Source organism: Microcella humidisoli (genome assembly GCF_024362325.1).
GTDB classification, from domain to species: Bacteria; Actinomycetota; Actinomycetes; order Actinomycetales; family Microbacteriaceae; genus Microcella; species Microcella humidisoli.
The window spans coordinates 2,072,626-2,097,686 of the sequence record NZ_CP101497.1 but is presented as its reverse complement, the minus strand read 5'-3'; the positions used below and the strand labels follow the sequence as shown (position 1 = coordinate 2,097,686).

The 25,061-nt window shown below is 70.9% G+C and carries 26 protein-coding genes; 9 read left to right on the top strand and 17 right to left on the bottom strand.

What is annotated here, in order from left to right:
- Nucleotides 1-74: 74 nt before the first annotated feature.
- The gene (locus NNL39_RS10170; protein WP_255159170.1) at nt 75-467 is read left to right on the top strand and encodes an HsmA family protein; all 393 of its coding nucleotides are present in this window, start codon (nt 75-77) and stop codon (nt 465-467) included.
- Nucleotides 464-892, top strand: a complete 429-nt coding sequence (locus NNL39_RS10165; protein ID WP_255159169.1) for an OsmC family protein — start codon at nt 464-466, stop codon at nt 890-892. Before NNL39_RS10170 ends, NNL39_RS10165 begins: the two co-directional genes overlap by 4 nt.
- Here the strand turns inward: NNL39_RS10165 and NNL39_RS10160 are convergent, their stop codons facing one another.
- A complete protein-coding gene (locus NNL39_RS10160; RefSeq protein WP_255159168.1) occupies nt 893-1,816 on the bottom strand; it encodes an NADP-dependent oxidoreductase in 924 nt (307 codons plus the stop codon).
- 86 nt (nt 1,817-1,902) lie between these two features.
- Here NNL39_RS10160 and NNL39_RS10155 point away from each other — a divergent pair, with 86 nt between their 5' ends.
- Both NNL39_RS10155 and NNL39_RS10150 read left to right on the top strand, forming a co-directional pair.
- Entirely contained in the window at nt 1,903-2,328 is a 426-nt protein-coding gene (locus NNL39_RS10155; RefSeq protein ID WP_255159167.1) for a pyridoxamine 5'-phosphate oxidase family protein, read from the top strand.
- Nucleotides 2,329-2,388: 60 nt separating this feature from the next.
- Nucleotides 2,389-2,970, top strand: coding sequence for an HdeD family acid-resistance protein (locus NNL39_RS10150; RefSeq protein WP_255159166.1), 582 nt, complete (start codon nt 2,389-2,391; stop codon nt 2,968-2,970).
- A 15-nt stretch (nt 2,971-2,985) separates the two neighbouring features.
- On the opposite strand, the gene NNL39_RS10145 is transcribed toward NNL39_RS10150, so the two are convergent.
- The 5 genes from NNL39_RS10145 to NNL39_RS10125 form a co-directional block, all read right to left on the bottom strand.
- Nucleotides 2,986-3,777: an anti-sigma factor gene (locus tag NNL39_RS10145; protein ID WP_255159165.1), complete on the bottom strand. Its 792-nt coding sequence runs from the start codon at nt 3,775-3,777 to the stop codon at nt 2,986-2,988.
- A complete protein-coding gene (locus tag NNL39_RS10140; protein ID WP_255159164.1) occupies nt 3,764-4,321 on the bottom strand; it encodes an RNA polymerase sigma factor in 558 nt (185 codons plus the stop codon). Before NNL39_RS10140 ends, NNL39_RS10145 begins: the two co-directional genes overlap by 14 nt.
- Before the next feature lie 77 nt (nt 4,322-4,398).
- Nucleotides 4,399-5,046, bottom strand: a complete 648-nt coding sequence (locus NNL39_RS10135) for a class F sortase (protein WP_255159163.1) — start codon at nt 5,044-5,046, stop codon at nt 4,399-4,401.
- A 22-nt stretch (nt 5,047-5,068) separates the two neighbouring features.
- Nucleotides 5,069-5,926: a DUF4397 domain-containing protein gene (locus tag NNL39_RS10130; RefSeq protein ID WP_255159162.1), complete on the bottom strand. Its 858-nt coding sequence runs from the start codon at nt 5,924-5,926 to the stop codon at nt 5,069-5,071.
- Between the two features lie 157 nt (nt 5,927-6,083).
- A complete protein-coding gene (locus NNL39_RS10125) occupies nt 6,084-6,713 on the bottom strand; it encodes a zinc-ribbon domain-containing protein (protein ID WP_255159161.1) in 630 nt (209 codons plus the stop codon).
- Nucleotides 6,714-6,943: 230 nt separating this feature from the next.
- On the opposite strand from NNL39_RS10125, the gene NNL39_RS10120 reads away from it, so the two are divergent.
- Nucleotides 6,944-8,008 carry a hypothetical protein gene (locus NNL39_RS10120; protein WP_255159160.1) on the top strand — a complete coding sequence of 355 codons (1,065 nt, stop codon included), beginning with the start codon at nt 6,944-6,946 and terminating at the stop codon, nt 8,006-8,008.
- Between the two features lie 9 nt (nt 8,009-8,017).
- Here NNL39_RS10120 and NNL39_RS10115 read toward each other — a convergent pair whose 3' ends face one another.
- A complete protein-coding gene (locus NNL39_RS10115; RefSeq protein WP_255159159.1) occupies nt 8,018-9,274 on the bottom strand; it encodes a PrsW family intramembrane metalloprotease in 1,257 nt (418 codons plus the stop codon).
- A gap of 97 nt (nt 9,275-9,371) precedes the next feature.
- On the opposite strand from NNL39_RS10115, the gene NNL39_RS10110 reads away from it, so the two are divergent.
- Nucleotides 9,372-10,943: a DNA-3-methyladenine glycosylase 2 family protein gene (locus NNL39_RS10110; RefSeq protein ID WP_255159158.1), complete on the top strand. Its 1,572-nt coding sequence runs from the start codon at nt 9,372-9,374 to the stop codon at nt 10,941-10,943.
- A 4-nt stretch (nt 10,944-10,947) separates the two neighbouring features.
- Here NNL39_RS10110 and NNL39_RS10105 read toward each other — a convergent pair whose 3' ends face one another.
- From NNL39_RS10105 to NNL39_RS10085, 5 genes are all read right to left on the bottom strand, one after another.
- A complete protein-coding gene (locus tag NNL39_RS10105) occupies nt 10,948-12,378 on the bottom strand; it encodes an aspartate ammonia-lyase (RefSeq protein WP_255160930.1) in 1,431 nt (476 codons plus the stop codon).
- A gap of 156 nt (nt 12,379-12,534) precedes the next feature.
- A complete protein-coding gene (gene cydC, locus NNL39_RS10100) occupies nt 12,535-14,193 on the bottom strand; it encodes a thiol reductant ABC exporter subunit CydC (RefSeq protein WP_255159157.1) in 1,659 nt (552 codons plus the stop codon).
- Nucleotides 14,190-15,800 (bottom strand): thiol reductant ABC exporter subunit CydD, encoded by a 1,611-nt coding sequence (gene cydD / locus NNL39_RS10095; RefSeq protein ID WP_255160929.1) that lies wholly within the window; start codon nt 15,798-15,800, stop codon nt 14,190-14,192. The genes cydC and cydD overlap by 4 nt, the downstream gene beginning before the upstream one ends.
- A gap of 50 nt (nt 15,801-15,850) precedes the next feature.
- A complete protein-coding gene (gene cydB / locus NNL39_RS10090) occupies nt 15,851-16,867 on the bottom strand; it encodes a cytochrome d ubiquinol oxidase subunit II (protein WP_255159156.1) in 1,017 nt (338 codons plus the stop codon).
- A 21-nt stretch (nt 16,868-16,888) separates the two neighbouring features.
- Complete coding sequence (locus tag NNL39_RS10085) at nt 16,889-18,319, bottom strand: cytochrome ubiquinol oxidase subunit I (protein WP_255159155.1); 1,431 nt, start codon at nt 18,317-18,319, stop codon at nt 16,889-16,891.
- A gap of 145 nt (nt 18,320-18,464) precedes the next feature.
- Here NNL39_RS10085 and NNL39_RS10080 point away from each other — a divergent pair, with 145 nt between their 5' ends.
- Entirely contained in the window at nt 18,465-19,136 is a 672-nt protein-coding gene (locus NNL39_RS10080; protein ID WP_255159154.1) for a DedA family protein, read from the top strand.
- Between the two features lie 78 nt (nt 19,137-19,214).
- Here NNL39_RS10080 and NNL39_RS10075 read toward each other — a convergent pair whose 3' ends face one another.
- The 5 genes from NNL39_RS10075 to NNL39_RS10055 all read right to left on the bottom strand — a co-directional run bounded on the left by NNL39_RS10075 (nt 19,215) and on the right by NNL39_RS10055 (nt 23,223).
- On the bottom strand, nt 19,215-20,126 hold the full coding sequence (locus NNL39_RS10075) for an ABC transporter substrate-binding protein (protein ID WP_255159153.1): 912 nt from the start codon (nt 20,124-20,126) through the stop codon (nt 19,215-19,217).
- 17 nt (nt 20,127-20,143) lie between these two features.
- A complete protein-coding gene (locus NNL39_RS10070; protein ID WP_255159152.1) occupies nt 20,144-20,881 on the bottom strand; it encodes an ABC transporter permease in 738 nt (245 codons plus the stop codon).
- Nucleotides 20,878-21,624, bottom strand: a complete 747-nt coding sequence (locus tag NNL39_RS10065; RefSeq protein ID WP_255159151.1) for an ABC transporter permease — start codon at nt 21,622-21,624, stop codon at nt 20,878-20,880. Before NNL39_RS10065 ends, NNL39_RS10070 begins: the two co-directional genes overlap by 4 nt.
- The gene (locus NNL39_RS10060) at nt 21,621-22,445 is read right to left on the bottom strand and encodes an ABC transporter ATP-binding protein (protein WP_255159150.1); all 825 of its coding nucleotides are present in this window, start codon (nt 22,443-22,445) and stop codon (nt 21,621-21,623) included. Before NNL39_RS10060 ends, NNL39_RS10065 begins: the two co-directional genes overlap by 4 nt.
- Nucleotides 22,446-22,581: 136 nt before the next feature.
- On the bottom strand, nt 22,582-23,223 hold the full coding sequence (locus NNL39_RS10055; protein ID WP_255159149.1) for a TetR/AcrR family transcriptional regulator: 642 nt from the start codon (nt 23,221-23,223) through the stop codon (nt 22,582-22,584).
- A 310-nt stretch (nt 23,224-23,533) separates the two neighbouring features.
- Between NNL39_RS10055 and NNL39_RS10050 the strand changes: the two genes are divergently transcribed.
- On the top strand, nt 23,534-24,526 hold the full coding sequence (locus NNL39_RS10050) for an App1 family protein (RefSeq protein WP_255159148.1): 993 nt from the start codon (nt 23,534-23,536) through the stop codon (nt 24,524-24,526).
- Nucleotides 24,527-24,616: 90 nt separating this feature from the next.
- Nucleotides 24,617-25,060, top strand: a complete 444-nt coding sequence (locus tag NNL39_RS10045) for a hypothetical protein (RefSeq protein ID WP_255159147.1) — start codon at nt 24,617-24,619, stop codon at nt 25,058-25,060.
- The last annotated feature ends 1 nt before the right edge of the window (nt 25,061 follow it).

Sequence of the window (25,061 nt, the reverse complement as noted above, 5' to 3'; positions counted from 1 at the left end):
CCGCGACGGGACGTTCGTCCTGACCTGGGCCACGGCTCTCGCCTTCGCCGACCTCGCACCGGCAGACTGGCCCCATGCTGCTGCCTGCCATCATCCTCATCACCCTCGCCCTCGTCTTCTACACGATCGGCGTGTGGGCCGAACGCGCCCAGAAGGTGCTGAAACCTTGGCACACCGCGTTCTTCGGGCTGGGGCTCGCGGCCGACGCGAGCGGCACCTACCTCATGAGCCTCATCGCCGAGCAGAACCGGGTCGACGGGGTCGAGCCCAGCATCCTGAACCAGGTCATGGCGGTGAGCGGCGTGATCGCCCTCGTGCTCATGGCCGTGCACCTGCTGTGGGCCGTCGTCGTGCTCGTGCGCGGGCGCGACACCGAACTGCGCCGCTTCCACCGCTTCTCGGTGGTCGTGTGGGCGATCTGGCTCGTGCCGTACGTGACCGGCGCACTCGGATCCAGCCTGTCGTGACCGCCGCACCCCTCACGTACTCGGTCTCCGCACGCGCGGACTCCGACGGCGCCACGATGCTCGCCGCGGGCGACGACCTCCCGCTCGAGACCCGCTGGCAACCGGATGCTCCCTCGACGCACCCCGGCCCAGCCGAGCTGCTCGCCGGAGCCTTCGCCGCCTGCCTGCTCAAGAACGTCGCGCGCTCGAGCGCGATGCTGCCGTTCGCCTACGACAGCGTGCGCGTCGACGTGACGATGCACCGACAGGATGCTCCCCCGCGGTTCACCGCCATCGAGTACACCCTGCACCTCGTCACGGCCGAACCCGCGCACCGCGTCGAGCTGCTGCACCGCAACCTGCAGAAGTTCGGAACGGTCTACAACACCCTCGCCGCCGTGTGCGAGGTTTCGGGCACGGTCACGAGCACCCCACCCGAAGGCTGATCAGTCGGCGACGAGCACGACCTTGCCGCGCAGGTGCCCGGTCTCGAGTCGTTCGAAGGCCGCGCGCACCTCGCTGATCGGGTAGGCGGCCGCGACGGGCACGTCGAGCGTGCCGTCGGCGACGAGAGCGGCGAGGGCGGCGAGCGTCGGCGGGTGCACGGCTCCGCGGCCGACGTTGCGCACACCGTAGGCATTCGCGTCCGCCGCGATCGTGTTGATGCGCTCCGGCGGCACCCCCAGGGCGAGGGCCGTCTCGATCGTCTCGGCGCCGGCCTGGTCGAAGACGGCCGTGACGCCGTCGGGCGCAGCGTGCTCGAGCCGCTCACGCAGGCCTTCGCCGTAGAGCACCGGCTCGATCCCGCGTGACCGCAGCCACGCGTGGTTGCCCGCACTCGCGGTGCCGATGACGCGGATGCCGCGGGCGACGGCCAGCTGGCCGAGCATGCCGCCGACCCCGCCCGCCGCGGCGCTCACGAGGATGACGTCGCCGGGTTCGAGCCCCTGCGACTCGAGGGCGTCCCAGGCCGTCTGGCCCGCGAGGGCGATGCCGGCCGCGACCTCGAGCGGCACCCCCTCGGGCACCCGGGCGACGACGGATGCGGGGGCGACGATGACGTCGGCGAACGCGCCCTGCGGAATGGAGCCGAAGACGGCATCCCCCACCACCAGTTCGTCGACGCCGGGCCCGACCGCCTCGACGGTGCCCGAGAATTCGCGGCCCACCGCGACCGGCAGGGGCAACTGGATGCGGGAGCGCCCGGAGCGGATCTTCCCGTCGACCGGGTTGAGCCCGCCGGCCGCGAACCGCACGCGCACCTCCCCCTCGCCCGGGCTCGGCACGTCGAACGCATCGATGCACAGCACCTCGGGACCACCGAACTCGTGGTAGCGGACGACTCGGGAGGACAACGACGACGCGGTCATGCTCTCAGCCTAGGCATCGGGACCTTCGGCCCTAACGCCAGCGCGGGGCGAAGCGCTGAAATGGGGTGATCGAGGGGAGCGCTGCCATGGTCATGGGATTCGGGGGAATCACCGAGCTGACAGCCGACCAGTGCTGGCAGCTGCTCCGCTCGCACGAGCTCGGCCGCATCGCCGCGAGCGCCGTGGGCACCGTCGACATCTTCCCCATCAACTACGCCGTCGATGCCGCGCCCGCCATCTACTTCCGCACGGCGCCGGGCACGAAGCTGCTCGAACTCGCCATCAATGACCGCGTCGCCTTCGAGATCGACGGCCACGACGAGCACGAGGCGTGGAGCGTCGTCGTCAAGGGGCACGCGGAGCGCGTCGAGCGGCAGAGCGAGATGGATGCCGCGGAACTGCTCGGCCTGAGCCCGTGGATCCCGACGCTGAAGTACCGGTGGGTGCGCATCCGGCCGACCGAGATCGCAGGGCGCCGATTTTCTCTCGGCCCCGAGCCTGCACGGCTCTAGGCTGGCACCGACGCGGGAGCATCCGCTGCCGTGACCGCCTCTCCGAAAGCAGGAACCTCCATGGCCGCGACCACTGCTGCCCCCTCACCCGTCGTGCTCGAGCGCGGCTTCGTCATCGCCTCGGCGATCTCGGCGATCGCGCTCGGCATCGCCGCGCTCGTCTGGCCCGGCGCCACGCTCATCACCGTCGCCCTGCTGTTCGGCGCCTACCTCGTCGTGAGCGGCATCTTCCGCCTGGTGATCGCGTTCACGAGCGACAGCCTCAGCACGGGCGTGCGGTGGCTCGTCGGCATCCTCGGCGTGTTCATCATCATCGCGGGCATCATCGCGCTGAACAACCTTGCGCAGTCGCTGCTCGTGCTCGCCTTCGTGATCGGCTTCGGCTGGATCTTCGACGGGGTCGCCGCCATCGCGGCGGGCATCACGGGTCGCTCGGCCCTGCCGCGCTGGCTCGCGATCGTGTCGGGCGTCATCTCGATCATCGGTGGCATCGTGGTCTTCACGCTGCCCGGCGTCGCGATCGTCACCTTCGTGCTCTTCGGCGGCTGGATCCTCATCGCCATCGGCATCGCGACGCTGTTCTCGCTGCCGCCCAAGAAGGGTGCCGAGACCGCGGCCCCCGCGGAGACCGCCGCCGCCTAGCGCGCTCGCCGCACCTCAGACGTCGAGGGCCCCGCGCACGATGGAATCTCCGGAGTGCGTGGGGTCACCGTCCAGCGGCTCGGCGCTGACGTCGACCACCGAGAACTCGGCGAGATCGACCGATGCCGGCACCACGAACTCCCCCGAAGCACCCGTGAGGTAGCCGAGGCTGATGAGCCCGTCGATGTTCTCGGTCAGCAGCCAGACCTCGCGCACGACTCCCTCGCCGACCTCGGCATCGAGCGACACGCGCACGACCCGCTCGCCGTCGGCGCGCTCGGCCACGGTCGCCTCGCCGGCGGCGCCGATCCACGCGGGCAGCGCATCCAGCTGCGCCGAGGCGATCAGTTGGCCGCCGTCGCGCGGCGCTGCGGCACCCCAGACGAGCACCCCGCCGGCCACGATCGCGGCGGCGGCCGCCGATGCAGCCACGGTCAGAACCAGGCGCCGGATGCCCGCGCGGCGCTCGCGGGCGGCATCGAGCGCCACCACCTCACGAGGCGAGCCTGCCGGGGTGACGTCGCTCAGAACGCCGGGGTTGGCCGCACCGGGAACCGTCGCGGGCATGACCGGCTCGAGGTCGGATGAGAGGCCGAGCTGAGCGCGCACGCCCTGCCACACGCGAGCCGGAGGTGCCTGCAGCGCCGTCTCGCCGACGGTCGAACGGGCGACCGTCACGGTCGAGCGCAGCGCCTCGACCTCGTGCTGGCATGACTCGCAGGCCGCGAGGTGCTCGGGCACGGTGGGGTCGGTGAGCGGCTCACCGAGGGCGACGAGCGCCAGCGCGTCGGGATCAGCGTGCTCCATGACTCACCTCCAGGCGTCCGCGCAGCTTGCTGAGGCTGCGTCTGATGTGTGATTTGACGGTTCCCACCGGAATGCCGAGGCGCTCGGCGATCTGCAGGTGGGTCAGGTCGTCGAAGAATGCGAGCCGCACGACGGCGCGCGGCAGGGGTTCGAGCCGCGCCATCTCGTCGGCGATGAGCAGACGGTCGGCCAAGTCGGCCTCGGGCGCGGGCGCGAGGTCATCGCCCGTGATGGCGGCGACCTGCTCGGTGATCGAACGCTCGCGCGTGCGCGCTTGATGCGTGTCGGCGACCGTGTGACGGGTGATGCCGACGAGCCACGCGGAGAGCGAGGCCCGCTCGGGGTCGAAGCGCTCGCGGCCCTGCCACGCGGCGACGAAGACCTTCTGCGTCACGTCCTCCGCGTCGGCTGCATCGCCGAGCGAACGAAGGGCGAGGGAGTACACGAGTGACGACCACTGACCGTAGATCTCGGCGAGGGCCCGCTCGTCTCCGCGGGCGAACCGCAGAGCGACGTCGTTGGCGCCATCGAGAGCAGTCGACATGACGGCAGACCTCCCTCGACGCGCTGATGTGCGGATGCTCAGGGCATCCCTCGCGGTCATGGTAGCCGGTGCGCCTGTCATGACACCTTCTCGGCGGTCACGATGTAGTTGTCTTTGTAGGAATCGGCCTGGCGGTCGAACTCGCCGCCGCACGTCACGAGCACGACGACCGGCTCGCCATCCTTGCGGAACACGCGGTCGAGGGGAACCTCGGCCTTCGAGATGCGCTCGACCGACACCACGCGGTACTCGTGGCGCACCCCCGCGGCGTCGACGACCGAGACCGCAGCCCCCACCTCGGCGCGACGCAGTTGGGCGAACGGCCCGACGCCCTCGGCCAGCGAATCGACGTGCGCGGCGATGACCGTGGCACCCTCATCGCTCGCCGGACCGGGCGAGAACTTGTACCAACCGGCGCGGAACGGACTCACCGGCAGCGACATGAGCTGCTCGGCGTCGAGCCCGTGCGGTTCGACCGGCATGTCGATGCCGAGCGAGGGCATCAGCACGCGGGTCGCCCCCGGAGCTGGTGGTGCATTGAGCTCGGCGAGCGAGATCGCGGCGTTCTGCACTTCAGTGTTTGCCTTCGGCAAGGTTGCGCGATCATCGAGGCCCCGCCCCCCGCCGCTCTCGGCGGCGGGGGCGGAGCAGGCGGAGAGGACGAGCAAGAGCAGGCCGACCATGGCCGTCGTGATCGGGGCCGTCGACCTGCTCTTGCTCGTCATGATGCGTTCTCTCCTCGGTGGATCAGCGCTCGGCCGTGACGGCGTTGCGACGGACGGCGATGACGCCGCCGGCGATCAGCAGCATGAGCGCAGCAGCGCCCGCGAGACCGAACGCGATTCCGTTGGTGCCCTCGTCGACGAGACCGGCGGTGCCGCCGGGGATGCCGCCGGGGGTCGAGTGCAGGCCCTCGATGTCGAAGATCACGGCGCCGAAGTCGCCACCGTCAGGGCCGAAGGCGTGCACGAAGATGTGCTGACCCTCTGCCAGGGTGACGTCACCGAGCTCGATGGCGCGCGTGTCCGTGCCCGCGACCGCGGCGTTGACGTCAGAGACGACACCGGCCGGCAGCGTCAGCGTACCCTCGTTGGGGTTGGCCAGCCCGCCAGCGACGACGGCCGAACCCGAGCGGATGTCGACCGCGCCGACGCCCGCCGTGTGGCGAACGGTGATCTTGCCCTCGCCCGCGGCGATCGTGCTGAGGTCGTTCTCGAAGATCGAAACGGTGAAGCCGTTCACTTCGTCGTCACCGTCGATCGACGGGTGCGCCACGGCGGTGTACGAGACGCCGGCCTCGAGCGTGACGTCGGCGTTGAAGAGCTCGGTGCTGTCGCTCTCACGCGTGATCGTCACGTTGTAGGTGTTGGGGTCGAGGTCGACCTGGGGAGCAACGGTCTCGGGCGTGACGCCATCGAGCACGATCGCGCCGTTGCCGATGTCGATCGTGACCGTCGACGACTCGCCGTCGCCGAGGGCGTCGTCGGGGAAGGCGTGCACGAGCCACAGGTCGGCCGTGGTGTCGCTGACAGCGTTCGCCGGGGCGGCGAAGCCGACGGTGGCGAGGGCGACAACGCCCAGCCCCGCGAGAATTCGATTGCGCATGGTTCCTCCTTGGTAGGTCCCCCGAGGGGGTGATCCCCTCTCGGGGCGTCAGGCGGAAGTGCCTTCACCTACTACTTCCCGCGCAGGGGCCCTGGCGGATGCGCCTGGACCTGGCAGTCGGCTGGGAGGATGCCCGGTCTGCGCTGGGACGGGTGGCTCAGACGAGCACGGCGTTGAGGCTGCTGACGCTCACGATGAGCCCGGCGACCCACAGCACGAGGTTCACGGCGCCGAGGGCGAGACCCGCCACCGCGAGCCCTCGGCCGCGCGTGATTCCGTTGCCCGTCTCGCGCAGCGCTCGGCCGCCCGTGATCGTGCAGATGGTCAGCAGCCCGGCGTTCACGACGAATACAAGGGCGAGCGTCACGAGCACGGGAGCCCACGCGCCCTGCACGTCGCCGGCCGAGATCTGCTCGGCGGCTATGCGGCTCAGCTGCGCCGCCACGACGTTGCCGACGACCGAGACGAGCAGCGGTGCGGCCCCCGTCACAAGCGCCCAGGTCGCCGCCCGGCTGCGGACGGGCGGGGGCGTCATGCGCCCGCGCGACGGGATGCGCGCCGGGATCTCCCCCGCCGCCGGCTCAGACTCAACCGGCTCGGACTCGACCGGCGCAGGCTCGATCGGCGCAGGCACCACCGGCGCCATCACGACCGGCTCCAGCGCTGCGGGACGCGACGGCACGGGCGCGGGCAGCGGCGTGGGCGCCGCGTGCACCGGGGCGCCGCACTGCGTGCAGAATCGCGCACCCGCGCGCAACGGCGCGGAGCACACGGCACAGTTCTGCATCGAGCGTCACTCCTCGTACCCTCGTCCGCGGCGCGCGGCTCGGTGCTCGTCAGGCTAGCAAGGCCGCATCGGTGCTGGCCTCCCCCCATTGACGGGCGGCGAGCACCGGAGCACACTGGAAGCAGAACAACTCGCCGCCCAGGTGCGCCGGAGGCATCGCCCCGCCACTGGGCGGCGAGTCTGTGTCGGGGCCGCTACCGCCCGCGGGCGCGGCATGCCAGCATGACGCTGTGGACCGCACGATCGACTACTCGCCCCTCTTCACCACGCCCCAGCCGGACGAGGTGGCCGAATACCGCCGCGCGACGCTCGCCGCCCGGCCGAGCGGGGCGGCCGAGCAGCTCGTGCGCGTCGCGACCTGGGTGATCGGCGGACTCATGGCCGTCACGATCGGCGTCACGATCATCGTGCCCACGCTCGTGCTCGCCGTGTCGGCGGCGAGCGGCGAGGTCGACCCGATGCAGCTCGTCGGCCTCGTGCCGACGATCGCCATTGTCGGCGTGGCCGTGCTGATCATCAGCCGCGGTGTGCTCTCGCGGCGGCACGACTGGCAGAAGCGCCTGCGCATGGCACGCTTCGCCGAGGCGAACGGCCTGCGTTATGAACCGACCAGCGAGGGGCCCTCGTACCCCGGTGCGATTTTCGGCATCGGCTCGTCGCGCCAGGTCACCGACCACTTTCGCACGACCGACGACCGGTTCCTCGACTTCGGTAACTACCGCTACGTCACGGGCAGCGGCAAGAACCGCTCGACGCACCACTGGGGGTTCCTCGCGCTGCACCTGGATCGTGCGCTGCCGCACATGCTGCTCGATTCGCGGGCCAACAACGGTCTGCTCGGTGCGACGAACCTGCCCGCCGTGTTCTCGCGCGATCAGGTGCTCTCGCTCGAAGGCGACTTCGACCGGCACTTCACGCTCTACTGCCCGGCCGAGTACGAGCGCGACGCCCTCTACGTCTTCACCCCCGACCTCATGGCGCTGCTGATCGACGAGGCGGCTCCCTACGACGTCGAGATCATCGATCGGTGGATGCTCGTCTACAGCGCCCGTCCGTTCCCGCTCGCCGACCCGGCCACGTACCAGCGCCTGCTCACCATCGTGTCGACCGTCGGGGCGAAGACGCTCACGCAGACCGACCGCTACGTCGACGAGCGCGTCGGCGAGTTCACGGCTAATGTCGTGGCGCCGCAGGGTCAGCGCCTGCGGCGCGGGGTCTCGTGGGCCACGATCGCCGTCATCGGCGTCTTCTTGTTCTTCTGGCTCGGCGGCATCCTGCTCAGCTCGGTCGGCTGAGCGGGCCCGTCAGGCGGTCGCCGTGGGAGCGGCGCCCCGCAGGGCGTGCCGCGAGGCCGCGACGCGCTGCAGCAGTTCGGCCTCATCGGCCTGCGCGCCGATGGTGTCGCGGTCGCCGAGAATGCGCTGGCGCGCGTAGGCGAGTCGCGTCGAGTCGCGGATGAAGGCCTTCATGAGGGGTGCGAGCCCGTGCGAGCGCGCCCACGCCATGGCGCTGCGCCGGCCTCCGGGGCTCGAGAGCATCGTGACCTCCTCGGGGTGGAACCAGCCGACGGCCGCGTACTCGCTGAGGCGCTCGAACGTGATGCGGCGCTCCTGGCGGCGCAGCAGCGTGACGAGCCAGACGGCGACGAGGAACATCGGCACCTGCACGAGCAGGTAGTAGCCGTAGAAGTCGCTGATGAAGAACAGCACGCCGTTCCAGAAGGCGTGCAGCAGGATCGCCGGGACGAGGCCGATAAGAAAGGCGACGATGCCGCGGAACCACCCAGGGCGCTGCGCGGCGTAGCCGATCGCCGCACCGATGAAGGCCGTGAACATGACGTGCGCGAACGGCGACATGATGCCCCGGATGAAGAAGACCTCGACCGGAGCGCCCCCCGCGACGAGCTCGCTGCCGAAGTAGAGGATGTTCTCGGTGAACGCGAACCCGCCCGCGACCCACGCGCTGTAGACGATGCCGTCGACCGGCCCGTCGAAGTGGCGACGCACGGCGAAGAACAGCAGCAGGACCCCGAGGCCCTTGCCGACCTCCTCGACGATGGGCGCCTGGATGGCCGCGCCGAAGAACTCGGCCCCGAACTCGCCGAGCCCGGCCGCGGCGATGACGTTCTGGATCTCGGCGTCGACGATGAGCGCGATGAGCACGCTCACGCCCGCTCCCCAGAGGAACGCGAACACGAGGGCCCCGCGCGGCTCGGGCTCCCAGCGATCGATCCAGCGGATGCCCCAGAACACGATCGTGAGGGGCACGAGCGCCATGATGCCGCCGATGATGACACCCGCGGGGCCGAGCCCCACGAACAGGTAGGCGAGCACGAACAGCATGACGAGCGCGAGCACGATGAAGCCGATGACGGCCGCCACGATGAGGCCTGCGCGCGAGCGCGGAGCCGGTGCCGCGAGTCCCGGTTGCACGACCTGGGTCGTCTCGAGCCGCACGTCCTCCGGTGCGGCGGCGGGCGAGGGCGCGGTGGCGAGCCCCGTCGCGGTGGCGCTGTAGTCGGGGGTGGCGTGCGCGGGCCGGGGGGCGCTCGGGTCGGTCATGAGGGCAACTGTAGTGGCGAGCGGCCGCGCGGTGGCAGTGCCCGGTGATGTCCGATTCCCGCTGGTGCACGCATCCCGCACCTGCGACGCTGGAGCCATGACGCTGTTCGACCACGACCGCTGCTACCGGGCTCTCGCCTCGCGCGACGCGCGGTTCGACGGCCAGTTCATCGCGGGTGTGCACAGCACGGGCATCTACTGCCGACCCAGTTGCCCCGCGGCGACGCCGCGCCCGCGCAACGTGCGCTTCTACGCGACGGCCGCGGCTGCGCACGAGGCGGGCCTGCGCGCCTGCAAGCGGTGCCAGCCCGACGCCGTGCCCGGCAACCCCGAGTGGAACCTGCGCGACGATCTCGCCGGGCGCGCGATGCGGCTCATCCTCGACGGCACCGTCGAACGCGAGGGCGTGCCGGGGCTCGCCGACCGCCTCGGCTACAGCCCGCGCCACCTCGCGCGCGTGCTCGTCGCCGAGCTCGGGGCCGGTCCGCTCGCCCTCGCGCGCGCGCATCGCGCCGAGACCGCGCGTGCCCTGCTCGCCGGCACCGAGCTGCCCGCTTCGCAGGTCGCGTTCGCGGCGGGGTTCGCGAGCATCCGCCAGTTCAACGACACCGTGCGCGAGGTCTACGGGCTCACTCCGCTCGCGCTGCGCGCTCTCGCGCGACGGGGCCGGCACGGCCACGGCGATCCCACATCCTCCCCTGCCTTCGTCGAGCGGGTCACCAAGCGCGCCGACGACCGGGGCGTCGACGAGTCCGAGGCCAGCACGTCGGGCACCCCCGTCACGCTGCGACTCGCGGCACGCGAGCCCTTCGACGGCCGTGGGGTGCTGCAGTACATCGCCGATCACGCGGTGACAGGCGTGGAGCGCATGGTCGTCGACACCGAGGGTCGGGCGACGGGCATCGAGCGCTGGATCGACCTGCCGCACGGCCCCGCGTTCGTGCGCGTCGATCTCGACGAGGCGCGGGCGGGCGTCCGCGTGTCGGCGACGCTCGCCGCACTCGGCGATGTGGCGCCGCTCACAGCGCGCATCCGCCGCTGGTTCGACCTCGACGCCGACGCGGTCGCGATCGATGCGGCTCTCGGCGGCGATCCCCTGCTCGGCCCGCTCGTGGCGGCACTGCCGGGCATCCGCATCCCCGGCTCGGTCGACCCCGCCGAGACGCTGCTGCGCACGATCGTCGGCCAGCAGATCTCCCTGCCCGCGGCCCGCACCGTGCTCGGGCGGCTCGCCGCCGACCTCGGCGACGCGGTCGAGCCGGGAGCCCTCCGCCGGTTCCCCTCGGCGGCGCTCATCGCCGAGCACGGGGCGAGAGTGCTGCGCGGCCCCGCGCGGCGTGTGCGCACGATCGTCGAGACGGCCGAGGCGCTCGCGAGCGGCGCCCTCGCGCTCGACGTGGGGCTCACGACGAGCGAGCTGCGCGAACGCCTGCTCCGGATGCCCGGCATCGGCCCGTGGACGGCCGACTACGTGGCGCTGCGCGTGCTGGGCTCGCCCGACCTGCTGCTCGACACCGATCTCGTGCTGTTGCGCACGCTGCGCACGAGCGGAGCGGCCTCGACGTCGCGCGAGGCCGCCCGGCTCGGAGAGCGCTGGGCGCCGTGGCGCTCGTACGCGACCCTGCACCTCTGGCGCGCGGCGCCGCCCGCGCAGCGCCGCGCGCCCTGAGGGATCAGTTCTCGGGTGCCACCATCGGCAGGGGGATGGCGCCCGTCGCGGGCACGACCCCGCTCAGCCGCTCGGGCGAGAGCACTTTGCCGATCTCGTCGGCGGTCATGAGCCCCCGCTCGATGACGAGCTGGCGGATGGGCACCTTCGACGAGAGCGCCTCGTAGGCGAGCGCCGCCGACTCCTGATAGCCGATGTACGGCGTGAGCGCCGTCACGACGCCGACGCTCGCCTCGACCATGTCGTGCAAGCGCTCCTCATTGGCGGTGATGCCGTCGATGCAGTTGAGACGCAGGGTGCGGCACGCGTTCGACATCCACGCGAGCGACTGCATGATGCTCGTCGCGATGACGGGCTCGAAGGCGTTGAGCTGCAGCTGCCCTCCCTCGACCGCGGCGGTGACCGTGGCGTCCGCTCCGATGATCGAGAATGCCACCTGGTTGACGACCTCGGGAATGACGGGGTTGACCTTGCCCGGCATGATCGAGCTGCCCGCCTGGCGCGGCGGCAGGTTGATCTCGCCGAACCCGGCCTGCGGGCCGCTCGAGAGCAGCCGCAGGTCGTTGCAGATCTTCGAGAGCTTGACGGCGGCGCGCTTGAGCGTGCCCGACACGGTCATGAAGATGCCCGTGTCGCTCGTGGCCTCGATGAGGTCGGGCGAGGTGACCATGGTGTAGCCCGAGATGACGCTCAAGTGCCGGCGCACGGCCTCGGCGTAGCGGGGGTCGGCGGTGATGCCCGTGCCGATCGCCGTCGCCCCCATGTTGATCTCGTTGAGCCACGGGATGATCTCGCTCAAGCGCTCCTGGTCTTCGCCGAGCGTCGTCGCGAAGCCGCGGAACTCCTGCCCGAGGGTCATCGGCACCGCGTCCTGCATCTGCGTGCGGCCGACCTTCAAGATCTGCGCGAACTCCTGGCCCTTCGCCGCGAACGAGTCGATCAGCAGGCGGTGCTCGTCGAGCAGGCTCTTGAGCGAGAACACCATCGCCAGCTTGATGGCCGTCGGGTAGACGTCGTTCGTCGACTGGCTGCGGTTGACGTGGTCGATGGGGTGGAAGTTCGCGTAATCGCCCTTCTCATGGCCCATGAGCTCGAGGCAGCGGTTGGCGATGATCTCGTTCGCGCACATGTTGGTGCTCGTGCCCGCGCCGCCCTGCAGCACCCCCAGCACGAACTCGTCGTGCAGGTGGCCCTCGATGATCTCTTGGCACACGCGATCGATGAGGTCGGCCCGCTCGGCGCGCAGCACCCCGATCTCCTTGTTCGCGCGCGCAGCCGCCTGCTTCACCATCGCGAGCGCGATGATGAGGTTCGGGTGGTTCGAGAGGGCGCGGCGCGTGATCGGGAAGTTCACGAGCGCGCGCGCGGTGTGGATGCCCCAGTAGGCGTCGGCCGGGATCGGCATCTCGCCGAGCGAGTCGCGCTCTTGGCGCATCGCGCGCGGAGCATCCTGGTCGTCGTCGAGACCGGGGCGGTAGATCGGGATCCCGTCGTCACTCGTGGTGAAACTGGGGCCAGGGCCGGTGGTGCGCACCATGTTCAGATGCCTCTTCCTTGAGGGGTCGGACAGCGTTGCGGTGGCGCAGCAAGCCTAGCGGGCGACGCCCAGGTGCAGGCGCGCCGTGACGAGCCGATCGGGCACGGGCGTGTGCGAGATGACGAGTACGGCACGGTCGGGGCTCGCGGCGGCACCGAGCAGCTGCTCGAGCAGGCTCTCTGCCCGGTCGGGGTCGACGTTCGCCGTCGGCTCATCGAGCACGAGCACCGGCGCCTCGGTGAGCAGGGCGCGCGCGAGCGCGATGCGCTGCGCCTCCCCGCCGCTCACGAGGCGGCCTCGCTCGCCAACCGGCGCATCCAGCCCCCCGCGCTCGTGGCACCACTCCCCCAGTCCGACGCGGTCGAGCACCGCGAGCAGCTCGGCGTCGCTCGCCGTGTCGCGCGCGAAGAGCAGGTTCTGGCGGATGCTCGCATCGAACAGATGCGGGCTCTGCTCGCACAGCACGACGTGGCGGCGCACCTCGTCCGGATCCAGGGCCCGCACATCGACCCCGCCGAGGGTGTAGGAGCCCTCGTGGTCGAGAAATCGCACGAGCACGTGGGCGAGCGTCGTCTTGCCCGCCCCGCTCGAGCCTTCGACGACGAGCCGATCGCCCGGCGCCAGGTCGAGGTCGACGCCGACCAGGGCCGGCGCCGGGGCCTCCGGCCAGCGAGCGCTCACGCCGCGCAGCCGCAGCGCGAGCGGCCCGTCGGGCAGCGACTGGGGGGCCTGGGGTGCAACCGGCAGGACGCTCGGCACGACCGCGGGCACAATGTGCGCGATGCGATCGGCGCTCGCCCGCACGCGCCACCACGCCGAGAGCGCGCCGGGCAGCGCAGCGACGACCTCGAGCACGGCGAGCGGCACGAGCACGAGCATGACGAGCTGGGGGCCCGTGACGCCGCCGGCGACGAGCGTCGGCTCGGTGACGATCAGCGTGGCCAGCACCGTGAGCCCGGCGCCGAGCGTGAAGAGGGCCGCGACGCTGCCGGCCGCGGCCGACTGCCGCGACTGGGCTCGACGCAGCTGGGCGTCGAGGTCGATGACCCGCGCGCGGCGGGCCTCGTCGGCGCCGTAGGCCCGCAGCGTCTCCCAGCGCGTGAGGTACTCGAGCACCGCGTCGGCGAGGGCGGCCCGCAGCGGCGCGATGCGCTCATCGGCATCGCGACTGAGCCCGCGCAGCACGGCCGCGGCGATCGCACTCGTCACGCCGAGGCCGACGAGCAGCACGAGGGCCGCCGCGGGTGAGACGGTCGCGACCCCGACGACGCTGAGCCCCGCGATCACCGCGGCGGTGATGAGCGGCTGCAGCACGCGTAGGGGAAGATCCTGCAGCGCATCGACGTCGCGCACGAGGGCGGTGAGCAGATCGCCGCGCCGCACGCCGCGCAGGCCATCGGGCGCCACGGGCAGCAGGCGCCGGAAGACGTTCACGCGCAGCGTGCTGAGCGCGCGGAACGCGGCATCGTGGGCGATGAGCCGTTCGAGGTAGCGGAACGCGGCGCGACCCAGCGCGAAGGCGCGCACGCCCACGATCGCGAAGCCGAGGAAGAGGATGGGGGGCTGCTCGGCCGATCGGGCGATGAGCCACGCGCTCGTCGCGAGCAGCGCGACGGCCGAGCCGCTCGCGAGCACGCCGAGGGCGAGCGCGGGGGCGAAGGCGCGCAGCGGCGGCAGGGATGCGCGCAGCACGGTGCGTCGGACTCCGCTCATGCGACGACCCCCGCCCGTGCCGGTTCGATCGCGAGCACGGCGTCGGCGGCGGCCATGACGGCACGCCGGTGGGTCACCACGATCACGAGGCGCCCCTCGTTCGCGAGGTCGCGCAGGCCCGCGACGACGCGCTGCTCGCTCGCCGCGTCGAGCGCCGAGGTCGGCTCGTCGACGAGCACCACCCGGCAGTCGCGGTCACGCGCACGGTAGTGCGCGCGGGCGAGGGCGACGCGCTGCGCCTGGCCGCCCGAGAGGCCGTCGCCCGCAGCACCGAGCACCGTGTCGCGCGGCACGTCGTCGGCGCCCGCCCAATACAGCGATGCCGACACGCGCCCGGCGTCGACGGTCGGTGCGCCGAGCGCCACGACCTCGTCGAGCGTGCCGCCCGTCAGCTCGGGCCGCTGGCCGGCCCACGCCAGTCGCTCCATGCGGGCGGCGGGAGGCACGGGGAGTCCGTCGAGTTCGACCACGCCCTCGTGCTCGATGAGGCCCAGCAGCGCGCCGAGCACCGAGCTCTTGCCGGCGCCGCTCGGGCCGGTGATGGCGAGCACCGTGCCGGGCATCCACTCGCCCGTCAGCCCGTCGATGACGAGGCGGTCGCCGCGCCGCACCGTCAGCCCGCGCACCGCGAGCGCGGGCCGGGCGGGCTGCGTGCTCGCCGCCGCCATCGGTTCGCGTGCCGGCACCGCGGCGGGGGCGGGGGCGCCGGCCGCACCCTCGAGCAGCTCGAGCACGTCGTCGGCCGCCGCGATGCCCTCGCTCGCCGCGTGGAACTGGGCGCCGACCTGCCGGATCGGCAGGTAGGCCTCGGGCACGAGCACGAGCACGAAGAGACCGAGGGCGAGGGCGATGTCGCCATCGATGAGCCGGATGCCGATCGACACGGCCACGAGCGCCACCGAGAGACTGGCGGCGAGTTCGAGCGCGAAGCCCGAGAGGAACGACAGCCGCAGCACGCGCATCGTGCGCCGCCGGTACTCGTCGGTGACGGCCGCGATGCGCTCGACCTGCCGGTGCTGCCGGCCGAAGACCATCAGTGTCGACAGGCCCTGCACGACCTCGAGGAAGCCCTGCGCGAGGGCGCCGAGCTGCTGCCACTGGTCGCGCTGAACCGCGCGAGTCGAGAGCCCGATGAGCACCATGAACACCGGGATGATCGGCAGAGTGAGGATCACGGTGATGCCCGTCGCGACATCGGCCAGCAGCAGCACGCCGACGATGATCGGCGTCGCGACCGCCGTGAGGATCAGTTGCGGCAGGTACTTCCCGATGTAGCCGTCGAGCGCGTCGAGGCCGTGCCCGAGCAGCGTCGCGACGCGCGCGCTCGAGGTCGAGCCGAGCAGCTGCGTCCCTCCCGCATCGACGGCGGCGACGACCCGCGCACGCAGCTGGCTCTTGACGCGGGCGGCGCCGTGCACGGCGAGAGCATCCAGCAGCGCTTGCGTGAAGGCGCGCACCAGGATGCTGACGGCCGTCGCGATGATCGGTCCGCCCAGCTGCGCCACCGGCACGCCGTCGATCACGCCCGCGATCGACTGCGCCGCGAACCAGCAGAACGCGATGATGCTCGCGGTGTGCGCGACGGCGACGACCGCGCCGGCCGCCAGCAGGGTGCGGGCGGCCGACGCGGTGCGCAGCAGGCGCGGGTCGAGCGGCTTCAGTGCGCGGCCACGGGGATTGACGCGCGCGTGATCCGCTTGCGGAACACCCAGTACGTGAACCCCTGGTAGGCGAGCACGAGCGGCATCATGACCACGGCGACCCAGGTCATGACCTGCAGCGTGTAGTCAGAGCTCGACGCGTTCTCGATCGTGAGGCTGAAGGCCGGGTCGGTCGTCGAGGGCATCACGTTCGGATACAGGGCGGCCAGGATGCTCGCGACCGCGAGCGCGATCGTCGCGGCCATGAGCCCGAAGGCGGCCTTCTCCGCGCCAGCCCGGTTGGCGACCCACGATCCGATGAGCGCCACGGCGGCCGCGGCGGCGAGCCCCACGAGCACCGGCAGGTGCGCGATGTCGAGGTGCTGCAGCACGGTCCAGACCAGGAAGGCCGCGGCGACGACGATCGTGAGGATGCCCGAGCGCACGGCGAGCGCCCGCGCCCGCAGCCGCAGGTCGCCGTCGGTCTTGAGGGCGAGGAACTGCACACCGTGCGTGAAGAACAGCAGCAGCGTGGTGAGTCCGCCGAGCAGGCCGTAGGGGTTGAGCAGGTCGAAGAGCGTGCCCGTGTAGGTGCCCGACTCGTCGATCGCGACGCCCTGCACGATGTTGGCGAAGGCGACGCCCCACAGGAGTGCCGGAACCGCCGACCCGACCACGATCATCCAGTCGAACCACGACTTCCACTGGTCGGACCTGCCCAGGCGGCGGTACTCGAACGAGACGCCGCGCGCGATGAGCGCGACGAGGATGAGCAGCAGCGCGAGGTAGAAGCCGTCGAAGAGCGTGGCGTACCAGTACGGGAAGGCCGCGAACAGCGAGGCTCCCGCCACGATGAGCCAGGTCTCGTTGAGATCCCAGACCGGGCCGATCGTGTTGATCATGACGCGCTTGTCGGTGTCGTCTTTGCCGAGGAAGGGCATCGCCATGCCGACCCCGAAGTCGAAGCCGTCGAGCACGAAGTAGCCGATGAACAGGAATCCGACGATTCCGAACCAGAGGTATGCGAGGTCCATGATGCGTTTCTCTCCGGATTCCTAGTAGACGGTCGCGAGCTTGGTGGGGTCGACGCTGGCCGTGCCGCCGTCGCCGTCGGCACCGTCGCTGTACTTCGCCCAGTCCTTCGGACCGTCGATGGCGGCGCGCTTGATGAGGCCGAACTCGACGACGGCGAGCGCGCCGTAGACGACCGTGAAGGCGATGAGCGAGATGAGCACTTCCAGGCCCGTGACGCCGGGTGAGACGCCGTCCTCGGTGCGCATGAGTCCGAAGACGATCCACGGCTGCCGGCCCATCTCGGTGAAGATCCAGCCGACGAGGCTCGCGACGAGCGGCACCGGCGCCGACCAGATGGCCACCTTCCAGACCCAGGTCTTCTCGGGCAGGCGTCCGCCTCGGGTCAGCCACAGGCCGACCGCCGAGATGAGGGCCGCGAGCGCGCCGAGACCGATCATCCAGCGGAAGCTCCAGTAGGTGATCCAGATGATGGGCGTGTAGTCGCCGGGGCCGAACTCGGTCTGGTACTGCGCCTGGAGGTCGTTGATGCCCTCGACGGTGCCGCCGAAGTCGTGGGTCGAGAGGAACGAGAGCACGTAGGGGATGCGGATCGAGAACAGCTCGCTCGAGCCGTCGGGCGTGCCCCACGTGAAGATGGAGAAGGATGCGCCCGCCGTGGTCTCGTAGAGCGCCTCCGCGGCGGCCATCTTCATGGGCTGGGTCGCGACCATCACGAGGCCGAGCTGGTCGCCCGACAGGGCCACGCCGACGAAGGCCACGATGTTGATGACGAGGCCGAAGCGCAGCGCCGTGCGCATCTCGTCGAGGTACTGGTTCTTCGAGAGGTGGTAGGCGGCCACGGCGACGACCACGACGGCCGCGAACATGAGCGACGCGAAGATCGTGTGCGGGAACTGCGCGAGCGCGACGGGGTTGGTGAGCACCGCGCCGATGTCGGTCAGCTCAGCGCGCCCGAGTTCTTCGTTGATCTCGAACCCGACGGGGTTCTGCATGAAGGCGTTCGCCGCGAGGATGAAGTACGCCGAGAGCGTCGTCGAGAGCGCGAGCAGCCAGATGACGGCGAGGTGCAGCTTCTGCGGCAGCTTGTCCCAGCCGAAGATCCAGAGGCCGATCATGCTCGCCTCGAGGAAGAACGCGAGCAGGCCCTCCATCGCGAGCGGGGCGCCGAAGACGTCGCCGACGAAGCGCGAGTAGTCGCTCCAATTCATGCCGAACTGGAACTCCTGCACGATGCCCGTCACGACGCCCATGGCGAAGTTGATGAGGAAGATCTTGCCGAACAGGCGCGTGAGGTGCAGGTACTTGAGCTTGCCCGTGCGCACCCACGCGGTCTGCAGGATCGCGACGAGCACGACCATGCCGATCGTCAGGGGGACGAAGAGGAAGTGGTACAGGGTCGTGAGACCGAACTGCCACCGAGCGAGGAGAAGGGGATCGAGCCATTCGACCACGAGCGGGTCACCTGCCTTGCGAGAGGGGATGGAGGGGGGACGCGGCGACGCTGCCGGTTCGAGCCTAGGAACCGGGTGCGGGCCGCACACGGGCCGAAGGTCCTGAATCGGCATCGTCATCAGGCCCGGTCGCTAGGCTCGCGGCGTGAATGAGCTGCTCGATGCGATCCTCGACCTGGTTCAGGGCGTCGACCCCGTGCTGCGCACGGCGCTCGCCGGGCTGTTCATCATGCTCGAGACGACGATCCTGCTCGGCCTCGTCGTGCCGGGCGATACGGTCGTGCTCGTCGCGAGCACTGCCGTCGACTCGCCCGCCGAGTACTGGGCGCTCACGATCACGGTCATCGTCGGCGCGCTCACGGGCGCCTCGCTCGGCTTCGCGATCGGGCGGTTCTTCGGGCCGCGCCTGCGGGCATCTCGTCTCGGTCGTCGCATCGGCGAGAAGAACTGGCGACGCGCCGAGAGCTTCCTCGACCACCGCGGCGGCATCGCCGTGTTCATCTCACGTTTCGTGCCCGTGCTGCACTCGCTCACCCCGCTCGTCGTGGGCATGAGCGGCCTGCGCTACCGCACCTTCATGCTGTGGCTCACCCCCGCGTGCATTCTGTGGGCCTTCGCCTACGTCACGGTCGGCTCCGCCGCCGCCGAGGGCTACCGCAGCATCGCCGAGCAGCTCGACTACGCGGCCCTCATCTTCGTCGGGGTCATCGCGGGGTTCTGGTTGCTCGTCTTCGCCGTGAAGAAGCTGCTCGACCGCTACGTCGGCCGCTTCGCCGACCAGCCGGGCGACGGCGACGCGGCAACGCGCGAGGACTGAGCGCCGGCGCGCGACCATGCGAAAGGGGCGGGCACCGGTCGGTGCCCGCCCCTCACGGCATGGGGATGCTGCGACCGGCTAGTCGATGAAGCCGTTCTCGGTCAGCCACTGGGTCGCGATCTCGGCGAAGCCCAGCTGGTCGACCGTGCTCTGCACGTTGAGAGCCACGAGGCCCTCGGGCGTCAGCGCGGCGCTCACCGCGTTGACGATGTCGACCGCCTCCTGCGGCAGATCGGCCGAGGCGATCGGCACGACGTTCGAGGCCAGGAACAGGCCCTCGGGGTCGGCGAGCGTCACGAGGCCGTTCTGGCCGATGCGCGGGTCGGCGCTGTAGACGTTGGCGACATTGACGATGCCCTCAAGCAGCGACTCGACCGTCGTGTCACCCGTGGCCTGGAAGGCGACCGTGACGCCGTAGACCGACTCGAGGCCGGAGGGGCCGTAGGGGCGCTCCTCGAGCTCGGGGGCTCCGCCGAGGATGAGGCCCTCGACGCCCGCGAGGTCAGCGATCGACGCGAGGCCGTTCGCCTCGGCGAACTCGGCCGTCACGTTGTAGCTGTCCTGGTCGGTCGCCGACGACTGGTCGAGCACCTGCAGGCCGTCCGGCACGGCGGTCTGCAGCTCGGCGAAGACGTCGTCCGACGACGTGGCCGTGGTGTCCGGGTTCCAGAACTGCAGCAGGTTGCCCGTGTACTCGGGGAACAGGTCGACCTCGCCGGCCTCGAGGGCCGGGATGTAGGCGTCGCGCTGCCCGATCTGGTAGTTGCGCTCGACCTCGAAGCCGCCGGCCTCGAGCGCCTGGGCGTAGAGCTCAGCGATGATCTCGTTCGAGTAGTACGCCTGCGAACCGATGACGATCGTCTCCGCAGGAGCGTCCGTATCCGGCTCGGGCGCCAGCGGGTCGCCCGATGCACACCCTGCCAGGGCCAATGATGCCCCGACCACGGCCGCCGTCATAGCGAACCGGCCCTTGTTCCTTGCTGTGAACATCAGTTCTTCTCTTCTCTTCAGGTGGTGGCGGAGGAGTCCGCCGTCGCGCGTCGCCCGGATGGCGTCGTGCGAACGTCTGTGGCGCGGCCGGCGCGCACGCCGCGCGGCACCGCGTAGCGCTCGAGCACCGCGAAGAGGGCGTCGAGCAGGAGGGCGAGCACGATGATGAGGATCGCGCTGCCGAGCATCTGGTCGAACTGCCGCAAGGCGATGCCCTGCACGATGTCGTAGCCGAGGCCGCCCAGTCCGATGTACGAGATGAGCACCGTCGTGGCCACGACCTGCAGCACGCCGCTGCGCAGCCCGCCGAACAGCAGGGGCAGTCCGAGCGGCACTTCGACCTTCCACACGATCTGCCACTCCGTCATGCCCATCGAGCGCGCCGCGTCGATGATGCGACGATCGATGACCTCGAAACCCGCGTACGCGCCGGCGAGCACGGGCGGGATCGCGAGCAGCATGAGCACGATCACGGCGGCGGGCTCGCGCTGCGAGACCCCGGCGACCATCACGAACAGGAAGATGAGGCCGAACGAGGGCAGGGCGCGTGCTGCACCCGTGAGCCCCACGACGAGCTCCTTGCCCTTCCCGGTGTGCCCGATCCACCAGCCGAGAGGCACGGCGATGATCACGGCGACGAGCACCGCGACCGCGGTGTAGGCGAGGTGCTCCGCGACCCGTTGCGGGATCGAGCCCGCGCCCTGCCAGTTGACGGGGTCGGCGAGCCAGGCGAAGGCGTCGAGGAAGAGGTTCACGGTGCGCTCCCCTGCTGCACACCGCGGCCGACCGCCAGAACGGGCGTCTCGATCTGCTGCTCGAGCGCGGCGCGATCATCGCCGCCTCCCGCGCGCCGCGCTGTGCGGCGGTCGGCGCGCGTCCACGGCATGAGCACGCGGCCCAGCAGCACCAGCAGCCGGTCGAAGAGCAGAGCGACCACGACCGTCATGACGACGCCCGTGAGCACCGAGGCGAGAATCTGGCGCTGATACCCGTTCGTGAACAGATAGCCGAGACTCTGCACGCCGACGACGATGCCGACCGTCAGCAGGCTCACCGTGCTGACCGCGACGACGCGCAACCCCGCGAGCAGCACGGGACCGGCGAGGGGGAAGTCGACCGTCCAGAACCGGCTCCACGACGAGTAGCCCACGGCCGTCGCCGCCTGACGGATATCGGGATCCACGCTCGCGAGAGCATCCGCCACCGATCGCGACATGATCGCCACGGCGTAGATCGTGAGGGCGATGAGCACATTGGCCTCGCTCAAGAATCCGATACCGAGCAGCGGCGGCAGAATGACGAAGAGCGCGAGCGACGGGACCGTGTACAGCAGGCCGACGAGGGTGAGGATGAGCCCGCGGGTCAGCCGGTAGCGGTAGGCGAGCCAGCCGAGCGGGATCGCGATGACGAACCCGAGCACGATCGGCAGGATGCTCAGCCTGATGTGCTCGAGCGTGAGCTCGAGGATCAGGTCGAGGTTGTTGAGCACCCAGGTCACGCCGGGCCCGCCTCCACGAGACGCCCGGCGAGGTTGCCGTCGCCGTCGACGAGCACCTGCGCGCCGTCGATGGTCTGGATGCTGAGCGCGCGCTTGCCGCGTTCGGCGCCGATGAAGCTCGCGACGAAGTCGCTCGCGGGGTTCGCGAGAATCTCGGCGGGCGTGCCCTTCTGCGCGATGCGGCCGCCCTTCTCGAGGATGACGACCTGGTCGCCCAGGAGGAAGGCCTCGTCGATGTCGTGCGTGACGAAGACGACGGTCTTGTCGAGCTCGCGCTGGAGGCGCAGCAGCTCTTGCTGCAGGTCGGCGCGCACGATCGGGTCGACGGCCCCGAACGGCTCGTCCATGAGCAGGATGTTCGGGTCGACCGCGAGGCCCCGCGCCACGCCCACGCGCTGCTGCTGGCCGCCCGACAGCTGCGCGGGGTACCGCTCGGCCATGTCGCGGTCGAGGCCGACGGTGTCCATGAGCTCGAGGGCTCGAGCGTGGGCCTGCTTCTTCGGCACGCCGTTGAGCCGCGGCACGGTCGCGATGTTGTCGATCACACGGCGGTGCGGCAACAGGCCGGAATTCTGCATGACGTAGCCGATGCGGCGGCGCAACTGCACGGGTTCGATGGTCGAGACGTTCTCGCCGTCGATCTCGAGCTCACCGCTCGTCGCGTCGACCATGCGGTTGATCATGCGCAGCAGGGTCGTCTTGCCGGATCCGCTTGAGCCGACGAGCACCGTCGTCTGCCGGCTCGGCATGATGAGGCTGAAGTCGTCGACCGCGAGCGTGCCGTCGTCGAAGCGTTTGGAGATGGAGCGGAATTCGATCACGATGCTCTCTTCTCGTCGCCATCGGTGCTGAGCGCGCGCCCAGCGCTCACTCAGTCAAACAGCATTCGCCGCAGAGAGTCGTGCGGATTGCCCAGATTCTGGGCAGTTCTCCAGAAGGGGGCCTCGCGGCCCGCCGTCAGAGGCGGTCGGCGAGCACCGCGCGAACCGCGCGCTCGGCCTCGGCCAGCAGCGCGGGATCGCCCGGGGTGCTGCGGGCGAAGGCCCGCGCCACGAGCGCGTCGGCGATCTCGATGGCGGTGCCCACGGCGCGACGCACCTCGGCGCTGTCGGTCACGCCGTAGCCGGCCACGAGCGCATCGGTCACGACATCGGCGACCGCGGCGTTGGCGGTCGATTCCGTCATCGGCGGCAGCAGATCGAGCACGTCACCGACGCGCACCGAGCGGTAGCCCGGCTCGGTGCGGAACAGGTCGGCGGTGATCGCCAGCACGGCGAGCACAGCATCCATCGCCGAAGCGTGGCGGCCAGGGCTCAGCTCGGCCGCGACACGACCGAGCAGGCGCTCGGAGTTGCGGGCGGCGAGGCTCTGCAGCACCGCGATGCGATCGGGGAAGTAGCGGTAGACCGTGCCGATCGAGGCCCCGGCGCGCTCGGCGACCATAGCGGTCGTCAGTCGCTCATAGCCGATCTCATCGATGACGGCGGCAGCCGAGTCGAGCAGCGTGGCCAGTCGGGCCGTGCTGCGCGCCTGGACCGGCTCGTTGCGGATGGGAGCGGCGCTGCTCAGCAGCGAGGAGCTGGACTCGGTGATGTTCACGATCGACCCTTTCGACGCCGTAAGCGTACTCCTCGAGGTGAGCGAATCACGCTTTGACGCGATGTTAATTATGGCTGGACATTCGGGAGGCGAATACCGCCGGGAGCGGACCGTTCTGTTCACTGCGGCTCGACAGTCCCCCTCGATGTCGCCTACACCGTGCCGCGGCGGGGCGCCCGCCTGGGCCCGTCGCGAACGACGGAGCATCTGACAGACTGGGCAGGTGACGGCCGAGAGTGACGCTCCCCCTCCGGCCTCGCGCTCCCCCTGGGTGCGGCGGGCCGTAGCGCTCGAAGACCGCTTCCATCGCATGCGCGAACGCAATGGCCGGCGGCGCGGGCTGCAACCGGTCGTCATCCCGTACAGCGGCTACGGCGGCCCCGGCTGGATCCGCGTGCTGTGCCGCGTCGTGCTCACACGCACCGATTCCCGTCGCGCGACGCCCGCGAGCATCCGGGGATGGCGCAGCTTCGTGAGCATCCCCGTCGCCGACAGCGTCGTCACCGTCACGATCGGCGGGCAGGAGTTCACGATGCAGGCCGACCGCGGCGGCGTCGTCGACGCCGATGCGACGATCGACCTCGAACCCGGCGTGCGCACGATCACGCTGCAGGTCGAAGGCTCCGACCCGGTCACGGCCCGCATCTTCGTCGTCGACCCGGATGCTCGCCTCGGCATCGTCAGCGACATCGACGACACGGTCATGGTCACGGCGCTCCCCCGCCCCTTCCTCGCCGCCTGGAACACCTTCGTGCTCGACGAGCACGCCCGCCGTCCCGTTCCCGGAATGGCCGTGCTGCTCGAGCGGCTCACGCGCGAGCACGAGGGCGCGCCCGTCATCTACCTCTCGACGGGGGCGTGGAATGTCGCTCCGACCCTCGACCGGTTCATGAGCCGCCACCTCTACCCCGCCGGCACGATGCTGCTCACCGACTGGGGGCCGACGCACGACCGGCTGTTCCGCAGCGGACGCGACCACAAGCGTGCGAGCCTCGCCCGGTTGGCGCGCGAGTTCCCCTCCATCCGCTGGGTGCTCATCGGCGACGACGGCCAGCACGACGAGGCCATCTATCGCGAGTTCGCCGCCGAGCATCCCGAGAATGTCGCGGGCGTCGCCATCCGTCAGCTCTCGACCCCCGAGGCCGTGCTCGCCGGTGGGCGCAGCCATCTCGACGAGGCCGAGCGGCCGAGCGGCGGCATCCCGTGGGTCTGGGCGCCCGACGGCGCGGGACTCGCCGAGCAGCTCATCGAGGCGGGGCTGCTGAGCCCGCCCGACGACGGCGAGACCGGGGCGCGGGAGTGACCGCTCGAGCCTGACGATGGTGCGCGTCATTCGAACACACGTTCGATAGACTGCGTTCGTTCCATCGAGCGGATGCGCAGGAGGTCGAGCATGCCCCGCCGCCTCTCGCGTCGCGCCGGCCCCGAGCATCCCGTGCTCTTCGTCGATGCCGACGACTTCCCCCCGCCGCCGCCCATGCCGCCACGACCGCGGGCCGCCGACGCGCTCGCCCCGTTTCGCGCGCTGCTCGCCGCGGCCGAGACCGCACGCCTCGACGAGCTCGACGTCCGCCGGGTCGGCGGGGCCGTGCTCGTCGCCGGCGAGCGTCGCCCCGCGGAGGCGCTGCTCGGCGGAGACGCCCTGCTCGACGACGGCACGGCGGTGGTGCCGATCATCGTGCCCGCCCGCGCGTCGCGCGTGCTGCGCGCGGCGCTCACGGCCCGGTTCGTGCTCATCTCGGGCACGCTCCGGAGCACCGAGGGCGTGCTCGCGATCGAACCCGACGAGTGCGCCGACCTGCGAGCGCTCGCGCGCGAGTGGCGCGGCAGGGGGTGAG

What these genes read in the sequence shown, in the direction of transcription:
- NNL39_RS10170 (WP_255159170.1), top strand. Translation starts at nt 75, where the DNA reads ATGCTGCTGCCTGCCATCATCCTCATCACCCTCGCCCTCGTCTTCTAC.
- NNL39_RS10160 (WP_255159168.1), bottom strand. Translation starts at nt 1,816, where the DNA reads ATGACCGCGTCGTCGTTGTCCTCCCGAGTCGTCCGCTACCACGAGTTC.
- NNL39_RS10155 (WP_255159167.1), top strand. Translation starts at nt 1,903, where the DNA reads ATGGTCATGGGATTCGGGGGAATCACCGAGCTGACAGCCGACCAGTGC.
- NNL39_RS10150 (WP_255159166.1), top strand. Translation starts at nt 2,389, where the DNA reads ATGGCCGCGACCACTGCTGCCCCCTCACCCGTCGTGCTCGAGCGCGGC.
- NNL39_RS10145 (WP_255159165.1), bottom strand. Translation starts at nt 3,777, where the DNA reads ATGGAGCACGCTGATCCCGACGCGCTGGCGCTCGTCGCCCTCGGTGAG.
- NNL39_RS10140 (WP_255159164.1), bottom strand. Translation starts at nt 4,321, where the DNA reads ATGTCGACTGCTCTCGATGGCGCCAACGACGTCGCTCTGCGGTTCGCC.
- NNL39_RS10135 (WP_255159163.1), bottom strand. Translation starts at nt 5,046, where the DNA reads ATGACGAGCAAGAGCAGGTCGACGGCCCCGATCACGACGGCCATGGTC.
- NNL39_RS10130 (WP_255159162.1), bottom strand. Translation starts at nt 5,926, where the DNA reads ATGCGCAATCGAATTCTCGCGGGGCTGGGCGTTGTCGCCCTCGCCACC.
- NNL39_RS10125 (WP_255159161.1), bottom strand. Translation starts at nt 6,713, where the DNA reads ATGCAGAACTGTGCCGTGTGCTCCGCGCCGTTGCGCGCGGGTGCGCGA.
- NNL39_RS10115 (WP_255159159.1), bottom strand. Translation starts at nt 9,274, where the DNA reads ATGACCGACCCGAGCGCCCCCCGGCCCGCGCACGCCACCCCCGACTAC.
- NNL39_RS10110 (WP_255159158.1), top strand. Translation starts at nt 9,372, where the DNA reads ATGACGCTGTTCGACCACGACCGCTGCTACCGGGCTCTCGCCTCGCGC.
- NNL39_RS10105 (WP_255160930.1), bottom strand. Translation starts at nt 12,378, where the DNA reads ATGCGCCAAGAGCGCGACTCGCTCGGCGAGATGCCGATCCCGGCCGAC.
- cydC (WP_255159157.1), bottom strand. Translation starts at nt 14,193, where the DNA reads ATGAGCGGAGTCCGACGCACCGTGCTGCGCGCATCCCTGCCGCCGCTG.
- cydB (WP_255159156.1), bottom strand. Translation starts at nt 16,867, where the DNA reads ATGGACCTCGCATACCTCTGGTTCGGAATCGTCGGATTCCTGTTCATC.
- NNL39_RS10075 (WP_255159153.1), bottom strand. Translation starts at nt 20,126, where the DNA reads ATGTTCACAGCAAGGAACAAGGGCCGGTTCGCTATGACGGCGGCCGTG.
- NNL39_RS10050 (WP_255159148.1), top strand. Translation starts at nt 23,534, where the DNA reads ATGCGCGAACGCAATGGCCGGCGGCGCGGGCTGCAACCGGTCGTCATC.
- NNL39_RS10045 (WP_255159147.1), top strand. Translation starts at nt 24,617, where the DNA reads ATGCCCCGCCGCCTCTCGCGTCGCGCCGGCCCCGAGCATCCCGTGCTC.